17 protein-coding genes and 1 tRNA gene are annotated in these 19,943 nt (G+C 63.0%); 10 read left to right on the top strand and 8 right to left on the bottom strand.

Translation table 11 applies throughout. The features are described 5' to 3' along the window. The first annotated feature begins 336 nt into the window (after positions 1 to 336). The 4 genes from RQH14_RS22750 (at position 337) to RQH14_RS22735 (ending at position 5,313) form a co-directional block, all read left to right on the top strand. Positions 337 to 1,902, top strand: a complete 1,566-nt coding sequence (locus tag RQH14_RS22750) for an NCS1 family nucleobase:cation symporter-1 (RefSeq protein ID WP_311215380.1) — start codon at positions 337 to 339, stop codon at positions 1,900 to 1,902. Positions 1,903 to 1,979: 77 nt separating this feature from the next. After that, positions 1,980 to 2,756 carry an aspartate/glutamate racemase family protein gene (locus tag RQH14_RS22745; protein WP_311215379.1) on the top strand — a complete coding sequence of 259 codons (777 nt, stop codon included), beginning with the start codon at positions 1,980 to 1,982 and terminating at the stop codon, positions 2,754 to 2,756. 34 nt (positions 2,757 to 2,790) lie between these two features. Then, complete coding sequence (locus tag RQH14_RS22740) at positions 2,791 to 3,558, top strand: SDR family oxidoreductase (RefSeq protein ID WP_311215378.1); 768 nt, start codon at positions 2,791 to 2,793, stop codon at positions 3,556 to 3,558. Positions 3,559 to 3,825: 267 nt separating this feature from the next. After that, complete coding sequence (locus tag RQH14_RS22735; RefSeq protein ID WP_311215377.1) at positions 3,826 to 5,313, top strand: cation:dicarboxylate symporter family transporter; 1,488 nt, start codon at positions 3,826 to 3,828, stop codon at positions 5,311 to 5,313. Between the two features lie 68 nt (positions 5,314 to 5,381). On the opposite strand, the gene RQH14_RS22730 is transcribed toward RQH14_RS22735, so the two are convergent. Next, positions 5,382 to 5,789: a sterol carrier family protein gene (locus RQH14_RS22730; RefSeq protein ID WP_311215376.1), complete on the bottom strand. Its 408-nt coding sequence runs from the start codon at positions 5,787 to 5,789 to the stop codon at positions 5,382 to 5,384. Positions 5,790 to 5,808: 19 nt separating this feature from the next. Further along, on the bottom strand, positions 5,809 to 6,825 hold the full coding sequence (locus RQH14_RS22725; RefSeq protein WP_311215375.1) for an asparaginase: 1,017 nt from the start codon (positions 6,823 to 6,825) through the stop codon (positions 5,809 to 5,811). 33 nt (positions 6,826 to 6,858) lie between these two features. Between RQH14_RS22725 and purD the strand changes: the two genes are divergently transcribed. Next, the gene (gene purD / locus RQH14_RS22720) at positions 6,859 to 8,217 is read left to right on the top strand and encodes a phosphoribosylamine--glycine ligase (protein ID WP_311215374.1); all 1,359 of its coding nucleotides are present in this window, start codon (positions 6,859 to 6,861) and stop codon (positions 8,215 to 8,217) included. 2 nt (positions 8,218 to 8,219) lie between these two features. Beyond that, positions 8,220 to 9,158 (top strand): phosphoribosylaminoimidazolesuccinocarboxamide synthase, encoded by a 939-nt coding sequence (locus RQH14_RS22715; protein WP_311215373.1) that lies wholly within the window; start codon positions 8,220 to 8,222, stop codon positions 9,156 to 9,158. Between the two features lie 73 nt (positions 9,159 to 9,231). On the opposite strand, the gene RQH14_RS22710 is transcribed toward RQH14_RS22715, so the two are convergent. Next, positions 9,232 to 10,497 (bottom strand): helix-turn-helix transcriptional regulator, encoded by a 1,266-nt coding sequence (locus RQH14_RS22710; RefSeq protein ID WP_311215372.1) that lies wholly within the window; start codon positions 10,495 to 10,497, stop codon positions 9,232 to 9,234. A gap of 127 nt (positions 10,498 to 10,624) precedes the next feature. Between RQH14_RS22710 and RQH14_RS22705 the strand changes: the two genes are divergently transcribed. Continuing rightward, positions 10,625 to 10,855: a hypothetical protein gene (locus tag RQH14_RS22705; protein ID WP_311215371.1), complete on the top strand. Its 231-nt coding sequence runs from the start codon at positions 10,625 to 10,627 to the stop codon at positions 10,853 to 10,855. A gap of 123 nt (positions 10,856 to 10,978) precedes the next feature. Here the strand turns inward: RQH14_RS22705 and RQH14_RS22700 are convergent. From RQH14_RS22700 to RQH14_RS22680, 5 genes are all read right to left on the bottom strand, one after another. Further along, positions 10,979 to 11,055, bottom strand: a tRNA-Pro gene (locus tag RQH14_RS22700). Positions 11,056 to 11,153: 98 nt separating this feature from the next. Then, positions 11,154 to 12,986 carry an ABC transporter ATP-binding protein gene (locus RQH14_RS22695; protein ID WP_311215370.1) on the bottom strand — a complete coding sequence of 611 codons (1,833 nt, stop codon included), beginning with the start codon at positions 12,984 to 12,986 and terminating at the stop codon, positions 11,154 to 11,156. Next, a complete protein-coding gene (locus RQH14_RS22690; RefSeq protein ID WP_311215369.1) occupies positions 12,983 to 14,782 on the bottom strand; it encodes an ABC transporter ATP-binding protein in 1,800 nt (599 codons plus the stop codon). The genes RQH14_RS22695 and RQH14_RS22690 overlap by 4 nt, the downstream gene beginning before the upstream one ends. Positions 14,783 to 14,934: 152 nt before the next feature. Then, positions 14,935 to 15,882 carry a metallophosphoesterase gene (locus RQH14_RS22685; RefSeq protein ID WP_311215368.1) on the bottom strand — a complete coding sequence of 316 codons (948 nt, stop codon included), beginning with the start codon at positions 15,880 to 15,882 and terminating at the stop codon, positions 14,935 to 14,937. Between the two features lie 2 nt (positions 15,883 to 15,884). Beyond that, the gene (locus RQH14_RS22680) at positions 15,885 to 18,227 is read right to left on the bottom strand and encodes a transglycosylase domain-containing protein (protein ID WP_311215367.1); all 2,343 of its coding nucleotides are present in this window, start codon (positions 18,225 to 18,227) and stop codon (positions 15,885 to 15,887) included. Here RQH14_RS22680 and RQH14_RS22675 point away from each other — a divergent pair. From RQH14_RS22675 to RQH14_RS22665, 3 genes are read left to right on the top strand one after another with little or no spacing between them, the layout of a single operon-like run. Then, the gene (locus RQH14_RS22675; protein ID WP_011775990.1) at positions 18,226 to 18,381 is read left to right on the top strand and encodes a DUF4177 domain-containing protein; all 156 of its coding nucleotides are present in this window, start codon (positions 18,226 to 18,228) and stop codon (positions 18,379 to 18,381) included. The two genes, RQH14_RS22680 and RQH14_RS22675, sit on opposite strands and share 2 nt — an antisense overlap. 2 nt (positions 18,382 to 18,383) lie before the next feature. Further along, positions 18,384 to 18,920, top strand: a complete 537-nt coding sequence (locus RQH14_RS22670; protein ID WP_311215366.1) for a RidA family protein — start codon at positions 18,384 to 18,386, stop codon at positions 18,918 to 18,920. Between the two features lie 17 nt (positions 18,921 to 18,937). Further along, the gene (locus RQH14_RS22665) at positions 18,938 to 19,849 is read left to right on the top strand and encodes an NUDIX hydrolase (RefSeq protein WP_311215365.1); all 912 of its coding nucleotides are present in this window, start codon (positions 18,938 to 18,940) and stop codon (positions 19,847 to 19,849) included. Positions 19,850 to 19,943: the final 94 nt, after the last annotated feature.

Genomic DNA, 19,943 nt, shown 5'->3' with positions numbered 1-19,943 from the left:
CAGTCAACCCGCTGAGGATGTGTGAGGTCTCTTCTCCTGCAGCCACGTCCAACCTCTCTTCATTGAATGTCTGGGCGCTTGCTCTGTGGGGGCGCTCATGGAATTTCGTATTGTGAGAATAAAATTCTGCAATTCGAGATTACGTCCGCTGATGGGCAGCGTCAACACGGATTGCGTATCCGAAACAGTCAACTGGGAAACCGCTGCCCAAGCAACCGAATGTGACCCTGCATACACCTGGAACCCTTGACGTTACGTGACCTGAGTCATAGAGTGCTTTCACTATTCAATAACTAGATTCCGCATTGTGGAATCAGTACGAAGTGGAGATCCACGATGCAGACGACTTCATCAGTCGGCGTCACTGAGACTCCGGGAGACAAGGACGCAGGTGGCCCCAACCACCCGGTCGTGGGCAACACCGACCTCTGCGCCATTGCTTCCGAAGCATCAGGCCGTACCATCAGCCCCAGTCTTTACAACATCGACCTCGCTCCCACCAAGGCCAAGGGCCGCAAGTGGACCAGCTACAGCATCTTTACCCTCTGGGCCAACGACGTCCACAGCCTGGGTAATTATGCCTTCGCCATCGGCCTGTTCTCCCTTGGTTTGGGCGGCTGGCAGATTCTGGTGGCCCTCGGAATCGGCGCCATCCTCCTTTTCGCCCTCCTGAACTTCTCGGGGTTCATGGGCGAAAAGACCGGCGTACCCTTCCCGGTCATGAGCCGCATCAGCTTCGGCATCCGGGGAGCACAGATTGCCAGCCTCGTCCGCGGTGCCGTTGCCGTGGCGTGGTTCGGTATCCAGACCTACCTGGCTTCGGTGGTCCTCCGCGTCATGCTGGTGGCCATGGCCCCTGGCCTGAAGGACCTGGACAGCAACTCCATCCTTGGCCTCTCCACCTTGGGGTGGCTCTCCTTCGTGGCGCTGTGGATTGTCCAGCTGGTCATCGTCAGCTTCGGCATGGAGATGATCCGTAAATACGAGGCCTTTGCCGGCCCCGTCATCCTGGTGACCATGGCTGCGATCGCGGTGTGGGTCTTCATCGAAGCCGGCGGAGCCATCCAGTGGAGCGGCATCAAGGGCCTGGAAGGCACCGAAATGTGGCTCACCATCTTTGCCGGTGGTGCACTGTGGGTTTCCATCTACGGAACGTTCGTCCTGAACTTTTGCGACTTCACGCGTTCTTCGGCTTCCAAGAAGTCGATCGTCAAGGGCAACTTCTGGGGCATCCCCATCAACATGCTGGTCTTCGGCGCAATCGTCGTGGTCATGGCCGGTGGGCAGTACAAGATCAACGGCACTGTCATCGAGAGCCCCTCGGACATCGTCCAGAGCATCCCGAACACGCTCCTGCTGGTCCTGGCTTGCCTCGCCCTGCTGATCCTGACCGTCGCCGTGAACCTGATGGCCAATTTCGTGGCTCCGGTCTACGCCCTGACCAACTTGTTCCCGCGGCACCTGAACTTTCGCAAGGCGGCGTGGGTCAGCGGAACCATTGGCCTGGTGATCCTCCCGTGGAACCTCTACAACAACCCGATTGTGATCGTGTACTTCCTAGGTGGCCTCGGTGCGCTGCTTGGCCCGCTGTTCGGCGTGGTCATGGCCGACTACTGGCTGGTCCGCCGCGGCAAGGTCAACGTCCCCGAGCTCTATACCGAGGACCCCAAGGGTGCCTACTTCTACAAGCGCGGTGTGAACCCGAAAGCAATCATCGCGATGCTTCCGGCAGCCGGCCTCGCCATCGCTATCGCCTTCATTCCCGGGCTGGCAGCAGCTGCACCGTTCGCGTGGTTCATCGGAGCCGGCGTCGCCGCCCTGACGTACTTCGCTGTAGCGGATAAGAAGCAGGTCCACGAGGACGTTTCCGGCGAGCCGATCGCTGTCGCCAGCACCCACTGACTCACCGAACATCAAGGCGTCGCCCGTACTCCCCGGTTCATCGGGCAGGACGGGCGCTGCCGTTGAGAGGAACCCCCATGCGCATCCTTGTCGCAAACGTCAACACCACCCAGTCCATGACGGACTCCATCGCAGCCCAGGCCCGTGCGGTGGCCGCTCCTGGTACCGAGATCATCGGTATCACCCCGCCTTTCGGCGCAGACTCCTGCGAGGGAAACTTTGAGAGCTACCTCGCCGCGATCGCCGTCATGGATGCCGTGGTCAACTACCCCGAGCCTTTCGATGCCGTCATCCAGGCCGGCTATGGCGAGCACGGCCGCGAGGGCCTCCAGGAACTCCTGGATGTCCCGGTGGTCGATATTACTGAGGCCGCAGCCAGCACCGCGATGTTCCTGGGCCACAAGTATTCGGTGGTCACCACACTGGACCGCGCGGTGCCGCTCATCGAGGACCGCCTCAAACTCGCCGGCCTGGATGCGCGCTGCGCTTCTGTGAGGGCCAGTGGCATGGCCGTGCTGGAACTCGAGGAATTCCCGGAGCGTGCTGTCGAGGCGATCGTGGGCCAGGCCGAGGAAGCAGTGAACAGTGACAAAGCCGAAGTGATCGTCCTCGGCTGCGGCGGCATGGCCGGACTCGACGAGGAGATCCGCCAGCGCACCGGCGTCCCCGTTGTGGACGGAGTGGCCGCAGCAGTCACCATTGCCGAGTCCCTGGTCCGCCTTGGCCTGTCCACGTCCAAGGTCAGGACATATGCCACGCCGCGTCCGAAGACTGTCATAGGCTGGCCGATAACCTCCGCCCAAGCAACCTCAGCCCAAGCAACCTCAGCCCAGCCTGCCGACGCCGCACGCTGACGCTGCCACCAGCATTTCCCCGAAAGGCCACCACATGACTGACTCCAGCCCGCCCACAGACCCGAGGGTCGCCGTCGTCACCGGGGCAGGTTCGGGGATCGGGCGGGCCGTCGCCCGGCTGATGCTCGCCGAGGGTTACCGCGTTGCGCTGGCCGGGCGTCGTGAGGCGCAACTGCTGGAGACTGCCGGCGACCATCCGGAGGCGCTTGCGGTTCCGTGCGACGTGACAGCACCCGACGACGTCGCGCGCCTTTTCGCGGAGGTCCGCCAGCGCTGGGGCCGGGTTGATGTGCTGTTCAACAACGCAGGGATCTTTGGGCCGGCCGGAGACGTCGGCGAGATCAGTGTGGACGACTGGAATGCGACGCTGCAGGTTAATGTGACCGGCTCCATGCTGTGTGCCGCCGAAGCTGTGCGGACCATGAAAGCCCAAGAGCCCCGGGGTGGCCGCATCATCAACAACGGCTCCATTTCGGCGCATTCGCCCAGGCCCAGGTCTGTGGCGTACACCGTGACCAAGCATGCGATGACGGGCCTGACCAAGAGCATCGAGCTCGACGGTCGGGAGTTTGGCATCACCTGCGGGCAGATCGACATCGGTAATACCCGCACCGAAATCATGGACACCATCGGCGTGGGCTCCGGGGCGCTGCAGGCCGACGGCAGCCGGAAGGTGGAGCCCATGTTCCCCGTGGACGACGCCGCCCGGGCTGTGCTGATGATGGCCAACATGCCGGCGTCGGCCAGCGTGGGTTCCCTGGTGGTAACGGCTGCCGGTATGCCGTTCGTAGGCCGCGGCTAGCGTCAATCACCCGTCCCGCGTGAGTGCTCGCGTACCGCCACCACCCACTTTGATTTCTGAATGCCCGTGACACGCCTGCGAAGGGGTGTGTCGCGGGCATTTCTGCGCCAAAGGCGGTGATGGAGGAACGGGCACCCGTCCTCCAAACCGAATGTGACTTCCACAATACGGAATAACATTTTCCCCTTGCGGAATGGTGTGAGCGGGATTACATTTGAAAAACCCCCTCAAAATGTGGGGCTGTTCCCAACTGATTGGTTCAGATCAATGAAGATCCCAGACTCCGCGGCGCTGAAGGCGAGTTCGGCCCCGCAGAAGAAAAAGCGGCTGTACCAGTCGCTCTTTTTTCAAATCCTGATCGCCGTCGTCGCAGGTGTACTCATCGGTCATTTTTGGCCGACCATTGGGTCAGCCCTCCGGCCACTGGGCGATGGATTCATTCAACTCATCAAAATGATCATCGCTCCGCTGATTTTCCTCGTGATCGTCACGGGCATCTCGGCAGTGGGCGACGTCAAGGCGGTCGGAAGGGTCGGGGTCAAGGCGCTCCTGTACTTCACCGGCGCCACTCTTTTCGCCCTCGTCTTCGGGCTCATCGTCGGAAATATCGTTCAGCCTGGTGCTGGCCTTAATATCGACCCCGCTACGCTCTCCCAGGACGCCCTGAACGCCAAGACCGGAAACGCGCCTCCCAAGGACGCCGCAGCGTTCATCCTGGACGTCATTCCCGTCAGCGTGATCGGTGCTTTTGCCAACAACAGCCTGCTTCAGGTGCTGTTCTTCTCAGTCTTCTTCGGCGCCGCCATTGTGGTCATTGGCCGCGAGCGTTGCCTGCCGGTCATCAGCCTCATGGAAACCGTCCTGGAGCTGATCTTCAAGATCATGTCCTGGATCATGAGGGTGGCCCCCATCGGTGCCTTCGGTGCCATGGCCTTCATCATTGGCCAGTACGGGATCAGCACCCTGAGCACATATGCCCTCCTGATTGCTGCCTGCTACGGAGCAGCCATTATCTTCATCGGCTTGCTGTTCGTGGTGGCGTGGGGCTTCGCCCGCGTTCCGCTGTGGCAGTTCCTCAAGTACACCCGTGAAGAGTTCCTGCTGGCGCTGGGCACTGCGTCCACCGAAGCAGTGATGCCGCGCATCATGACCAAGCTGACCAACGCCGGTTGTTCCCGTGCCACCACCGGCCTGGTAGTTCCTACCGGCTATTCCTTCAACCTCGACGGCGCCGCGATCTACCTTTCGATTTCGCTGCTGTTCCTGGCACAGGCGTTCGGCCACAATCTTGATCTCGGCCAGCAGCTGGCTGCCCTGGGTGTGCTGCTCCTGACCTCCAAGGGCATGGCGGGCGTACCGGGTTCGTCCTTCCTGGCACTCTCCGCTACCGCTGCCGCCCTCGGTATCTTCCCGGTTGCCGGCGTCGCCCTCCTTCTCGGAGCCGACCGCCTCATGGACTCCATGCGCGTCGTAGTGAACCTGCTCGGCAACTGTGTGGCAACGTTCGTGGTCGCCAAATGGGAAGGCCAGTTCGACCGCAGCGTTATGCTCCGCGCTTTCAACGGTGAGATCACCAACGAGGACACGGCCATCATGCTCGGCAAGGAAGACGTCTATGCACAGCAGGAACTGGATCGCATCAGCGGTGGCCAGGAGCCCTCGCCGAAGTTCCGCGGCGGTCCTGCCGCCAGCGACATCCCGCAGTTCGAGATGAGCAAGAAGGGGCAGTCAACAACCCCGGTCTGCCCGGACTAACCGGATAGTTTTGTACAGCTGATGCCCTTAAGACACGGTCTTAGGGGCATCAGCTGTACAAAAACTCCCTAGAGCGGGAGCAGTTCGGAGAGGTTCGCGCGCAGGCCGGACGCGGTCACCCGGTGGGTTGAAACCGCGTCCGCCCACGACAGACTGCCGGTCACCAACGAAAGCCACGTGGCGGCGTCGCACTCGATCACGTTCGGGGGAGTTCCGCGCGTGTGGCGGGGACCCTCCACACATTGGGTGACGCCGAAGGGCGGCACCCGGACCTCCACCGAATTGCCGGGCGCGCGGGCGGTGACTTCCTCCAGGGAGTAGCGGACCGCCGTCGCAATTAACGAGCGCGACGGCGCGTTCCCGGCGGCGGCACCCGGTGAACCGGCGGCAGCACCGGAAGGTTCGACGGCGGCCCGCCAGGCTGCCAGCGCGGCGCGGCCTTCCTCAATGTCGACGCGGCGTCGTGCAACGGCCAAGGGTTCTCTCCTCAGAGATCTAGTCGAGCAGGGCTGAGACAGCGTGGCCCAGCCGGATTTTGCCCACGGTGCGTCCGCCCCCGAGGACGGGCTCCACTACTCGTTCCAGGACATTGGAAACGGCCGGGATGTCCACGGCGCCACTCACGGCCAGGAGGGTGAGCCCCACCAAGGACGTGGCGCGGAGGTTCCCGTCCAGCATCTTCACGGCCACCGTTGCGCCGGTGGATGTGGCCAGGACCAGAATGCCCTCGGCCCCGATTTTGGCCAGGACCTCGAGTTCTTCCATGACGATCGTGTTGGACTCGCCCGTTCCTTGGACGGCCCAGGGGTAGTCGAGCATGGAGGTGGCGATGGTGGCAGCCCGGGCGTTGGACGTTTTATCCCCCGGGGACTTGGCCAAACGGGAGTACGCACGGGCCAGTCCGGTCAGCGAGATGGCGGCAACGGGAGCGCCGCAACCGTCGATTCCCAGGTGGGAGATGGTTTCGCCGCTGTATTCCTCAATGACGGACCGGACTCTCTGCTGGAGGGGGTGGTTCGGCTCAAGGTAGCTGCGGAGGTCCCAGCCGTTTTCGGTACAGGCCCAGAGGAAAGCGGCGTGCTTGCCGGAGCAGTTGAAGGCCAGCTTGGACTGGCCACGTTCGGACCGGACCAGCCAGTTGCGGGCAGTCTCGTCCTGCGGCCAAGCGGTGGGGCACTGGAGGTTCTCTTCCTTCACGCCCGCCGCTTTGAGCATTCCCTCCACAACGTCCATGTGATCCAGGGATCCGGTGTGGCTGCCGCACGCAACAGCAACCTGTGCGCCACGCAGGGGCACACCGGACTGCATGGAGGCCAGGGCTTGGAAGGGCTTGAGGGTGGAGCGGGCCAGGATGGGGGCATCGATGTCACCAAGACGGGTGACCACCGAGCCGTCGCCGGCGAGAACAACGGCCGCGCCGATGTGACGGGACTCAATAAAGCCACTTCGTTCGATCACTGCCAGTTCCACCGCGGACTCAACGTTGAACGTTTCATGCGAACTCATGGGCATAAGCCAAGTCTAGGGCGCGGCAGGGTCCGGTGAATGACACAGCTTAGGCCGCGCGCCCTTCACAAAGTACCCTTGAGGACTGTGAAGGTACTCGTCATTGGCCCAGGCGGCCGCGAACACGCCATTGTCCGCTCTCTGCTTGAAGATCCCAACGTTTCCGAGGTCCACGCGGCCCCGGGCAACGCGGGCATCAGCAAACTCGTTCCCACCCATGCGATTGACGGGAACAACCCGGAAGCCGTGTCTGCCCTCGCCACCAAGCTGGGCGTGGACCTGGTTGTCGTAGGACCCGAGGCGCCGCTGGCTGCCGGTGTGTCCGACGCCGTCCGCGAAGCCGGCATCCCGGTGTTCGGTCCCAGCAAGGAAGCTGCCCAGCTGGAGGCTTCCAAGGCCTTCGCCAAGCAGATCATGGCCGAAGCCAACGTCCCTACGGCCATGGCCCGTGTGGCCACCAATGCCGAAGAGGCTGCAGACGCCCTGGACACGTTCGGCGCACCGCACGTCGTTAAGGACGACGGCCTGGCCGCCGGCAAGGGCGTGGTGGTCACCAAGGACCGCGCCGAAGCCCTGGCACACGCCCAAGCGTGCTTCGACGCCGGTGGAACCGTGGTCATCGAGGAGTTCCTCGACGGCCCCGAGGTTTCCCTGTTCGTCCTCTGCGACGGCCGCACCACCGTCCCGCTCTCCCCGGCGCAGGACTTCAAGCGCATCTTCGACAACGACGAAGGCCCCAACACCGGCGGCATGGGCGCGTACACCCCGCTTGAGTGGGCTCCTGCAGGGCTGGTCCAGGAAGTCATCGACCGCGTGGCGCAGCCCACCGTGGACGAGATGGCCCGCCGCGGCACCCCCTTTGTCGGCGTGCTCTACTGCGGCCTGGCACTGACCTCGCGCGGTACCCGCGTCATTGAGTTCAACGTCCGCTTCGGCGATCCCGAGACACAGGCTGTCCTGGCCCGCCTCAAGACCCCGCTCGGGGCGCTGCTGCTGGCAGCTGCCAAGGGCGAACTGGACACCGCAGAAGAGCTGCGCTGGTCCAAGGACACTGCAGTCGCCGTCGTCGTGGCCGCCGAAAACTATCCTGACGCGCCCCGCACCGGCGACCGTATCCGCGGCCTGAAGAAGGTTGACGAGTTGGACGGCGTTCACGTGGTCCACGCCGGCACCAAACTGGATGACGAAGGCAAGGTGGTCTCCGCAGGTGGTCGCGTCCTGGCCGTTGTTGCGCTCGGTTCGGATCTGGTGGAGGCCCGCGAAAAAGCGTACGACGGCGTCGAGCTGGTTCAGCTTGAAGGCTCACAGTTCCGTACGGACATCGGAGGCAAAGCCGCACGCGGCGAAATCCGCGTGCCGTACACCGCCACCGGCACCATCCCGAAAGTGCAGGCCTGAGCATGACTGACGGCATCCCCACGGGCGGCTTTGAAACTGAAACGTTGGACTTGCCGGGTTGGACGCACGTCTACTCCGGCAAGGTCCGCGACCTCTACGTCCCGGCCGACGAAGCCATCACGGAGAAGATCGGCCAGGAGTGCGTGCTGGTTGTGGCCAGTAACCGCATCAGCGCGTACGACCACGTGTTGAGCAGCGAAATCCCGGACAAGGGCCGCGTCCTGACCCAGCTGAGCCTGTGGTGGTTCGACCAGTTGGACGTTGAGCACCACGTGCTGGCGTCCACGGTTGATGGTGGCGTTCCTGCCGCCGTCGAGGGCCGGGCCATGATCTGCAAGAAGCTGGACATGTTCCCGGTGGAGTGCATTGCCCGCGGCTACCTCACTGGCTCCGGCCTGGTGGAGTACAAGGAATCCGGCACGGTCTGCGAGATCCCGTTGCCCGAAGGCCTCGTGGATGGTTCCCGCCTGGACGAAGCCCTGTTCACGCCGTCGGCCAAGGCCGAGGTGGGCGAGCACGACGTCAACATCACCTACGACGACGTCGTGGCCATGGTGGGCGACGACATCGCAGCCCGCCTCAGCGAGCTGACTTTGAAGATCTACACCCGCGCCGAGGAGATAGCCCGCGAACGCGGCATCATCCTGGCCGACACCAAGGTGGAGTTCGGCATTGATGCAGCCACTGGCATCATCACGCTGGGCGACGAAGTCCTGACCCCGGATTCTTCACGGTTCTGGGACGCGTCCACGTACGCGCCGGGCAAGTCGCAGCCCTCCTATGACAAGCAGTACGTCCGCGACTGGCTGACGTCAGCCGAGTCCGGCTGGGACAAGTCCTCCGACACTCCGCCGCCGGCATTGCCCGCCGAGGTAGTGGAGCGCACCCGCGCGCGTTACGTGGAGGCTTACGAGAAGCTGACGGGCCGCACCTTCGCCTAGGCACCCAACTGAGTCGCAACTAAGCGCGTTTTGACCACTCAAAACGCGCTTAGTGCGACTTACTTGGGTTAAATCAGGCTTCCGAGTGTTCTTTCGCGGCACGGCGCTCGGCCAGGCGGATCTCGAGGACGGCATCCATGGCTTGCTGGACCCTGTCTGAGGCTCCGGCAGCGCTGAAGTCGTGCTGGGCCTCTTCGAGGAACTGCAGTGCCTCAGAGGCTTCGCCGGCGGCTTTCAAGGACTTGCCGAGCAGCAGCGACACTTCGCCGGCCGTGTGCCTGGCCAGGACCTTGCGGTCTGCATGGATTTCGCGGAGTTTGTCGACGGCGGCCGGAATGTCACCGGTCAGGTACAGCCAGCGGGCGCGGATGAAGGCGACCTCCAGCTGGTCGGTCTTGTTTCCGCCCACAATGGACAGCGCGAGTTCCGCACGCTCAATGGCGGAGAGGGTTTCCGGTTCCACGATCCCCGAGGACAGGCGGACCGCTGCGGATGCTTTGTTGAAGCGGGCCCACAGTTCGATGTCGTTGGCGGGGGAGAGGAGCTTGGCTGCGCGCTCGTGGTGCTTGATGCCCTCCACATAGTCGTGGCGCATGAAGGCCACGTTGCCCACCACCCAGGCCACTTCGCCTGCGAGTTGGGACATGGAGTGCTCGTCCATGTGCTCGATCATGGCCAGGCAGTACGTCCACGCTTCGTCCAGCTTGCCGCTCTCGGCAAGCGCGCCGATCAGCGCGCGGTGCGCGCCGATGATGAGCGTGGATCCCTTGGGCAGCTGCTCGCTGAGCTTGACGGCTTGCTTGGCATGCTCGACGGCGGTGGCCAGCTGACCTTGTCCGTGACACACCGCGGCAAGCATCTGCCAGGCGCGTACTCCCAGACCGGCGGATTCGGTGGCCATGGGGTGTTCCAGGAGGTGCTCAACGATTTGCTGGCATTCCTTCAGCTGCCCCTGCTTCATGACGCATTCGGCCTGCATGTACGTCATGTTCCACCAAGCGCTGTTGTTCTTGGCCTCGAGGGCGATCTGCGCGGCGGTGGCGGCGTGGCTGGCGGCAAGTTGGTAGTCCCGGAGGTCCCAGGCTTGCCGGGCGTAGAGCCCGGCGAGGACGTACTCGGCGTCGCTCACGGAAACGGGTTGGCTCCACGCTTCCAAGGCTTTGGGCGCGAGTTCAAGCCGGCGTGCCAGTTCTTCGATGACCTCAGCCGTTGGTTCTCGACGGCCTGTTTCGAGCAGCGAAATGTAGCTGGGCGAATACAGGTTTTTGCCGAGTTCTGCCTGCGTTAACCCACGTTCGAGCCGTTCGGCACGTAGCTTCTCGCCGAATCCGTTTCCCACGGGTCCCTCCTACAGGTGTCTTTTGACCAAAACCTTGACAGTCTCTGTGGAAAACATTTTACAATGTATGTCAACAGGGACCGTGCAATTTCCGTAACGAATCCGACTCGCATTGGGGTACTACATCATGTTCAAGAAAATCATTGCTTCAGTAGCCGTGGCGGGCGCACTGACGTTCGCGGTCGCGGCTCCCGGTGTCGTCTCTGCTGCTCCCGCAGCCGATTCCAGCACTGTCAGTGCTATTGGCAACTGGCCCGATCCTATGCGCGCAAGCGTCACAGCACCGAGCAAGGACACGACCACCGTCGAACCGACATATTCAACCATGTCGATCGGCAACTGGCCGGATCCCATGTAAATCAATTGTAGTAAAAGAAACCCCGGAGCGTGACGAGCGATGCTCCGGGGTTTTCTTTTTGCCCATTCGCAAGGGCAGAGAAATACAAAAGAGGGTCTTCCATGTGGAAGACCCTCTTTGTTTTGGTCGGGATGACAGGATTTGAACCTGCGACCTCTTCGTCCCGAACGAAGCGCGCTACCAAGCTGCGCTACATCCCGATCCGCTGCGAAAGCAACTGTTCAAGAATAGCCGAAACGTCCCGTGATGCGAAATCGAGGAGCCGGTGTGCCTCGTCACAGCCGCAGGGCCGCGAAAGCTACACCAGGGAGTCCCGCCAAGCCCCGTGCAGCTGGGCAAAGCGCCCGCCTCCACTGATCAACTCGGCGGGCGTTCCGTCCTCCACGATGCGGCCGTCGTGGACCACCAGAACCCTGTCGGCTGTCTCTACGGTGGAGAGGCGGTGGGCGATGATGATTGCTGTGCGGGCGGAGTTCCCGCCGGCTACGCCTTCCAGGAGCTGGGCGAGGCCCTGCTGAACCATCCGCTCGGACGGAATGTCCAGGGAGGACGTTGCTTCGTCAAGGATCAGCACGGCCGGTGCGGCCAGGAAGGCCCGGGCGAAACCAATGAGCTGTCGTTGGCCTGAAGACACGCGCCCGCCGCGCTTGTTGACGTCCGTGTCGTAGCCCTCGGGCAGGCTGGTGATGAACTCGTGGGCTCCCACAGCGGCCGCAGCAGCTTCAATCTCGGCCCTCGACGCCTCAGGCCGGCCCAACGCGATGTTGTCCGCCACGGAGCCACTAAACAGGAACGCTTCCTGGGTCACCATGACTACCGCACGGCGGAGGTCGGTAGTCGCCAGGTCCCGTAGGTCCACCCCATCCAAGGTGATGGAACCGGACGTGACGTCATAGAAGCGGGCCACGAGCTTAGCCAGCGTGGACTTGCCGGCACCTGTCTGGCCCACCAGCGCGATAGTTTGTCCCGCCGGGATGTGCAGATCCAGGGTAGGAACAACCACGTGGCCGTCGCTGTAGCCAAACTCCACGCCCTTGAAGTCGATCTCACCCCGGGAACTCTTCAACGGCACCGGGTTCTTGGGCGGACGGACCGTGGGAACTTCTTCGAGGAGCCCGGATACCTTCTCCAATGCTGCCTGTGCGCTCTGGAAGGAGTTGTAGAACATCGCCATCTGGTCCACCGGCTGGAAGAACCGCTTGGTGGACAGGATGAGGGCCAACAGGACGCCGACGGCGAGATCGCCACCCAGGACGCGGAAGCCACCCAACAGCAGGACCACGGCGACGCAGACGTTGCCGATCAGCACCAGGCCCGGCTGGAAAATGCCGTTCAGGTTGATGGAGCGGACGGTGTTCTTACGGTAATCCTCAGCCAACTCGCCGTACCGGTCAGCGTTTTCGGGCTCCTTGCGGAAGGCCTTCACAGCGCGGATGCCGGTCATGGTCTCCACGAAGTGGACGATCAACCTGGCAGACACCACCCGTGATTCGCGGAAGGCGATCTGCGAGTGCTTCTGGTACCAACGGGCCAGGAAGAACATGGGTACGCCGGCAGCCAGCATGATCAAACCGCTGCGCCAATCCAGCGCAAACACCGTGACTGCCGTGAAGAGCATGAACAGCATGCCTGATGCCAAAGAGCTGACACCGGAGTCCAGGAGTTCGCGGAGTGCTTCAAGGTCCGAGGTCTGCCGGGCAATGATGCGCCCGGACGTGTATTTCTCGTGGAACTCAAGGCTCAGCCGCTGCGTGTGCCGGAAAACGCGCAGCCGGAGATCCAGGAGCATGGCTTGACTCAGCCGGGCCGTGGAGGTCACGTACAGCGCAGTCATGCCGGCGGTGGCGATCGCAGCGGCCAGGTACAGGGCTCCGGCCCACACCAAGGGGCCGTTATTGCCCGACTGGAGCGCGGGAAGGGCGTTGTCAATGCCGAAGGCGATCAGTGCGGGCCCGGCAACGCGGGTGAGCTGCGAGACCACCACCATCACGATCGTCAGCCAGAAACGCAACCGAACCGGGCGGATGAGCGAGGCAAGCAAGGCGAGCGACCGGCGTCGTACGGCTTTGCTGTCTGCTTTGGTGAGGAGCGTGTTGTCCTCGTTGGCGGTTCCAAACGTTGCGGCACTCACCGGCGGGCCTCCTCTGCTTCTTCGAGCTCGTCCAGTTCGGTGTCCAGGTCCTTGGGACCGGTGTCCAGGCTGGCGATGACGTAGCGGTAATGATCGTTGTCGGCCAGCAGTTCCGTATGGGTCCCGACGGCGGTGATGGTTCCGTTTTCGAGCAACGCCACCCGGTCCGCCAGAGCCACAGTGGAAGGGCGGTGCGCGACGATCAACGTGGTGGTCTCGCGCAGGACTTCCCGCAAACGGGCCTCTACGCGTTCCTCGGTGTTCACGTCCAGCGCGGACAGGGGATCGTCCAGGACCAGGACCCTCGGCTTGGCAGCGATGGCACGGGCCAGGGCAATGCGCTGGCGTTGGCCGCCGGAGAGGCTTAACCCCTCTTCGCCGATGAGCGTGTCCACGCCGTCGGGCAACGAGTAGGCAAACTGGGCCTGCGCTACGTCCAGGGCTTCATCCAAGGCGGCGTCGCTCGGATCGGGAGCGCCCAGGAGAACGTTGTCGCGCACCGAACTGGAGAACAACGTGGTGTCCTCGAAGGCCACGGCGACGATCCTGCGGAGCTCGTCAATGTCGTAGGCGCGGACATCCACGCCGTCGATGGTCACGGCGCCCTGGGTCACGTCGTACAGGCGGGGGACCAGTTGGAGCATGGCACTCTTGCCGCTGCCGGTGATGCCCACCAGGGCCATGGTCTCGCCCGGACGGATATCCAGGGTGAGGTCGTGCAGGAGCGAACCGCCGTCGTCGAACCCGAAACCCGCATGCTCAAAGCGCAAGGCGCCCTTTACCGTTTCCGGCACCGTGGCCTGGCTCGGCGAGGTGATGGTGTTCTCCGTGTCCATAACTTCGAAATGGCGGTCCAGGGCGGTCTTCGCGGTCAGTGCCATGGCAAGGAGCATGCCCGAGAATTCCACGGGCGTGGCCACCACGGCGGCGGTTGCGAAGAAGGCCACCAGCGCGCCGATGCTCAGCTCCCCGCTGGCTGCGAGCATGATGCCCACCACCAAACCGACGCCCAAGGCCAGCTCCGGAAGGAGCGTGACCACCAAAGTGAAGCCGGCTTGCTGCTTGGCCTTCGCGATCTCGGTCTGCCGAAGTTCCTCGGCCTGGCCGTTGAAGTTTTCCAGCGCTTCGCGGCTGCGGCCGAAAGCCTTCAGGACACGGATGCCGTGGACGGATTCCTCCACGGTGGTGGCGAGGTCGCCGGCCTGGTCCTGGCTCAGGCGGGTGACCAGGCTGAAGCGGCGGCGGAAGCGGAAGGAGTTGATCATGATCGGCACAGCCGCGCCCAGGAAAATCAGCGCCAGTTGCCAGCTCATGGAGAACATCACGCCAACGCCGATGATCACCGTCAGGGTGGTGACCACCAGCATGATCGCGCCGAAGGCCATCCAGCGGCGCAGGAAGCTCAGGTCCGTCATGGCACGGGAGAGCAGCTGGCCCGAACCCCAGCGGTCGTGGAACGCCACGGTGAGCTGTTGCAGGTGGCCGTACAGGGTCACGCGCATCCTGGTCTCAACGGTGGTGGCCGGGTTGATGACGAACTGCCGGCGCAAAGCCACCAGGCCGGCTTCAGCCACACCCAACGCAAGAATCACGACGGCGGCGATCCAGACTGCGTCCGTGGAACCGCCGGGCTGCAAAGAGTTGTTGACGAGGACCCGCAGTACCTGCGGGATCGTCAGTGCAACAATGCTCGCGAGCAAGGCGCAGATCAGGCCCATGAACAGGCGGGGGAGGATGGGCCGCACATGAGGGTACAGGCGGCCGACGGAGGTGAAAAATGACGTTTGCTTGGACATGCCCGCTTCTCAACAGCTGGATCTTCAGATGGTGCGGAGGTAGTTTCCCGTAGCAACTACCCTATGCCATGGCGTGATTCGTTTCACAGGCCAACGCAACGTAGGTGAAATGTTTGACCCAGTTATTGAGGATCGTAATGATCCCTCGGCGTTTAGCTGCGTGCCGTGAGGGTGAGCAGGACTGCCTCCGGGCGGCAGGCGATACGGACCGGTGCGAAGCGCGAGGTGCCGATGCCGCCGGAGACGTTCACCGGTGTGGTGAATTCATTGCTTTCCCAGTCGTGGAGGCCCTTGGCGCGCCACGTAGGGAGGTCGCAGTTGGAGACCAAAGCGCCGTAGCCGGGGATGCAGATCTGACCGCCATGCGTGTGGCCGGCGAGGATCAGGTCTGCTCCGGCTTCGGTGAAGTGGTCCAGCACGCGCTGGTACGGGGCGTGGATGACGCCCACCTTCAGGTGGGGGCGCGCATCCTGGTTGACGGTGCCGCGGGGCCAGCCGGCGTAGCGTTCCCGTTTGAGGTGCGGGTCGTCGATTCCGGAGAAATCGAAGCGCAGTCCGTTGAGGATTACTGACTGGGCGCGGTTGGTGAGATCGATCCACCCGCCCATGCCGAACGCAGAGCGGAGCTTTGGCCAGTCGAGCTTGATAGGTTCAGTTTTGAGCTTTGACGGCCCGCGGAAATATCCCGCCGGGTTCTTGATTCTTGGCGCGTAGTAGTCATTGGATCCCGGCACGAAAACGCCTGGGAATTCCAGCAGCGGGCGCAGGGCCTGGATCAAGGGGTCGACGGCTTTGATGTGGCTCAGGTTGTCGCCGGTGTTGACCACAAGGTCGGGTTTCAGATCCGCCAACGACTGGAGCCACTGGGCCTTCTTGTCCTGACCTGGAACGAAGTGGATATCGCTCAGGTGGAGGACCCGGAACGGCGCTGAGCCCTCAGGGAGGATCGGCAGGGTTTCGTGGCGGACCTCGAACTGGTCCTTCTCCCACCAGCCATAGGCAGCTGCTGCCGCGCCGGCTGTTGCACCGAGGGCTGTAGTGACGGCGAAACCGCGCCCGACGGTGCGGACGCGGTTTGCCAGTGAATCACGGAAGGACACTCTTAGTCCTTATCGTTGTTGCCGTTGCCGTTATTGCCACTGTTCCCGTTGCCGCCGTTTCCGTTACCGGAGGACGGTGCGGGGTTCGGCGTGGTGGGTGCCGGCGTCGTGTTGCGCTGCGGGGCTGCCGTGCCCAGCAGGTTGGACGGCGGCTGCTGGAACGGGTTGGTGCCGTAGGCCGGGGCAACCGACAACATGTAGTTGGTGAACTGCGGACCGGCAATCATGTAACCGTCGATGGCCGGGTAGAACTTGCCGTTGACGGTCAGATTGCGACCGGGACGGAGCTGGTTGTCCAACGGGTCGCCGAACCAAGAGGCCGTTGCCAGACCGGTGGTGTAACCCACAACCCAAGTTGAACCGTTGGAGTCGTTGGTACCCGTCTTGGCGGCAACCGGGAAGTTGCCCTTCGTGGAAAGCGACGGGCGGATCAGCGAACCCGACCCTGCATTGAGTACTTCCTGCATGGCGTACGCAACGCCACGGGCAACCTCGGGCTTTACCGCGTCCTTACAGTTGGAGGACTGGGCCGGCAGTTCAGCGCCCGACTGGTCCTTCACCGATGTGATGGCGATCGGTTCGCAGTATTTGCCGTCAGCGGCGAAGGTCGCGAAAGCGGCGGCCATGGTCAGGGGCGCAGTCTGAGTAGCACCGATCAGGTTGGACAGCGTGGTCATCGGAACCTTGGGGTTCGGATCAGTGACCTTGCCCGTGTCATCGCGGCTCGGGAGTCCACCGTGGATGCCGGTGGCATCCACGATGCCCTGAATACCGCAAAGGTCAACCTGGGCTGCCGAAGCAAACGTCGCGGTGTTGATGGAGTTCATGAGGCCGTAAAGGACGGTCATGTTCCGGTAGTAGCCCTCATCCGAGTTCTGGAGGTCGAAGCTACCGGCCACGTTCCTGTCGTAGAACCCATTCACCGGTGTGGAGCAGGTGTTCCGCCAAGGGAAGTTCACACCGTACCTACGGACGCTCGCGTTGATGTTCTGGTTCATCGACTTGCCCTCGTTCAGCCATTGGGCGAACGTAAACGGTTTCATCGTCGAGCCTGGTTGGAAGCCACCGATGCCGTTGAGGTCGTTGCCGTTGGCGTCCAGGACGTCAACGTTGAAGTTCTGGGTCTGATCGAACTTGCCCTCTTGAGGCAGCCAGACGGTGTTCTGGGCCATGCTGACGATCTGGCCCGTACCCGGCTGGACGGAGGTGATCGAGGCCCCCCACTTGTCCGGGTTGGCGCCGGCCGTGGCATCAACCTGCTGCTGTGCCACAGTCTGGGCGGTGGGATCAAGGGTGGTCTGGATGGTGAGGCCGCCACGCTGGACGCGCTTGATGCGCTCTTCCGTGGTGTCACCGTACGCCGGGTTGTTGAAGAGCAGGTGAAGGACGTAGTCACAGAAGTACGGCGCCATGGTGGCGTACGCGCAACCCTGACGGGCGGGAGTGACCTTGGTAGTGACCGGGGTGGCAACGGCTTCGTCGTACTCAGCCTGCGTGATCTTGCCCTGGTTCACCATGGCAGCGAGCACAAGGTCGCGGCGCTTCTGCGCGTTGTCCGGGTTCGCGATGGGATCGAACGCCGAGGGGCTGTTCACGAGGCCGGCCAGGAGGGCGGCCTGCGGAAGTGTCAGGTCCTTGGCGGTGGTGCTGAAGAAGAATTTGGAGGCAGCTTCGATTCCGTAAGCGTCACGGTTGAAGAAAACGATGTTGAGGTAGCCCTCGAGGATCTGCTCCTTGGAGAACTTCTTCTCCAGGGCGATGGCGAGCTTCATTTCGCGGAGCTTGTCGCCCACGCCCTTGCCGCCACCATTGAGCTTGACGTCTTCTTCGCGGTCGGACGCCACCAGGGACTCGTTGATGACGTTGTTCACGTACTGCTGCGTGATGGTGGACGCGCCCTGCTTGTTGCCGCGGGCGGTGCTGACAATGGCTCGCATGATGCCGGTGGTGTCGATGCCGCCGTGCTCATAGAAACGGCTGTCCTCGATCGCGATGACAGCGTCCTTGATGAACGGGCTCATCGAATCCAGGGGAACCTTGGTCCGGTTCTCCGCGTAGATCGAGGCGATCGGCGTACCGTCCTTCGCCAGGATCGTGGTGTTCTGGCTGGGCGGATCCACCTGAAGCTCCGCCGGCAGAGTGTCAAAGAACTGTATTGAACCACTTGCGGCACTGCCCGAAACGGCGGCTGCGGGGACCAGAAGGCCCGCCACCAGGACGCCACAAATCGCGCTCACACCGAGGAAACCTAGAATCTTTCCGAGGGTGGTGGCAGTGTCGAATAGTGGGTTCTTGCGAGTCACCATGTTTTCCACTTTACCGGCAAGGGCTAGGCTTTCTGTCATGACCAAATGGGAGTACGCCACGATTCCGCTCATAATCCACGCCACGAAGCAGATCCTGGACCAGTGGGGCGAAGACGGCTGGGAGCTTGTCCAGGTCGTCGGTGGCCCCGATGGCAAAGGCCTTGTTGCATACCTGAAGAGGGAGAAGCAGTAACCATGACCACCCCCGCAGAAACCACGTCTCCCGCGGAATCCGGTGCCCCCACGTCTGCTGTGGAGCAGCGCCTGGCGGAGCTCGGATTGACCCTCCCCGACGTCGCCGCACCCGTTGCCGACTACGTGCCGGCCACCGTCTCCGGCAACTACGTTTACACGTCCGGACAGTTGCCCTTTATTAACGGCAAACTCGAAGCTAAGGGCAAGGTCTCCCTCGGTGAGTTGGGCACGTCCGACGAACCTACCGTTGATCCCGAAGACGCCAAGCGCTACGCCGCAATCTGCGCCATCAACGCCCTGGCAGCAGTCAAGAGCGTCATCGGCGACCTCGACCGCATCACCCGCATCGTCAAGGTGGTTGGTTTCGTAGCCTCCGAGTCCACCTTCACCGGCCAGCCCGGCGTCATCAACGGCGCGTCCGAACTCCTCGGCCAGGTTCTGGGCGAGGCAGGCAAGCACGCACGCTCCGCCGTCGGCGTTTCTGTCCTGCCGCTCGACTCTCCTGTTGAAGTCGAGCTCATCGCTGAATTCAGCTAAGGAACCGGTTCACCCCCTTGCCGCAGCTAGCCCGCCGCCTGTTTGTACTGCCTCCCGAACTCGAAGGGGCGGCTCGAAACTGGCTTGAACTTGGCGAGCGGACCCCCAGGGCCGCCCGCCATGCATCGTCCGTTGTGCTGTTGCGCGACTCGCCCACCGGTTTGGAGACCTGGCTTGGTTACAGGCCAGGTTCCTCGCCGTTGGGCGTTGTCGCGTTCCCGGGCGGTTCCCTCGACCCGTCCGACGACGATCCCGTCGGGTGGGTAGGCCCCACGCCCCAGCAGTGGGCTGAGCACATGGGAACGGACGACGTCGGACTCGCCCGCCGTCACGTGGTGGGCGCCATCCGCGAACTCTTTGAAGAAACCGGTGTCCTGCTCGCCGGACCGGATGCTTCCTCCACCGTTGAGGCCAACTCAACGGTGGATTGGATGCGGGCCCGGGAAGCCGTGGCGGCTCAGGAAAAATCATTCACAGAGATGCTTTCCAAGCGTGGGCTGTCTCTCCGCACTGATCTGCTCAAACCTCTGGTGAACTGGCTAAGCCCGGACTTTGCGCATGCCCGGTTCAACACGAGATACTTTGCCGCAACAGTCCCCGTAAACCAGCAGCCCAGCATCCTGGAAAGCAAGGGCGTGTGGGGTCGCTGGGTGACCGCGGCCGAAGCGATCGCGCTCAGGGAGACCCCGGCGCTCGGCGACGAAGTTGGACAGCCGAATACTGTGGGCCTCACCTTGGGTCAGCTTTTGGTTCCAGGCTCCGAAATCATGCTCGAGAAAATGGCGGCCTCCAATGGGTGCATCGCCTACCTGAGCTACAAACGCAAAGCGCATGTGTACCAGGCGAAGCTCGTGGACGAAGGCGGAATCCTGATGCTCGAGGTCGAGGCAGCACGGACCATCGCCGGCGAGCCCCAGCGCGAACGCTAGCCCCCATCTGACCCTCTCTCACCTCCCGCGGGTTTGGGCCGGACGGTCTCTCACCTCCCGCGGGTTTGGGCCGGCCCCTCTCTCACCTCCCGCG

Source organism: Arthrobacter sp. WCS2018Hpa-7, assembly GCF_031843805.1.
In the GTDB taxonomy this organism is placed as follows: domain Bacteria; phylum Actinomycetota; class Actinomycetes; order Actinomycetales; family Micrococcaceae; genus Arthrobacter.
Note: the sequence above shows the minus strand (reverse complement) of the source record. Positions and strands in the feature narration are given on the sequence as shown.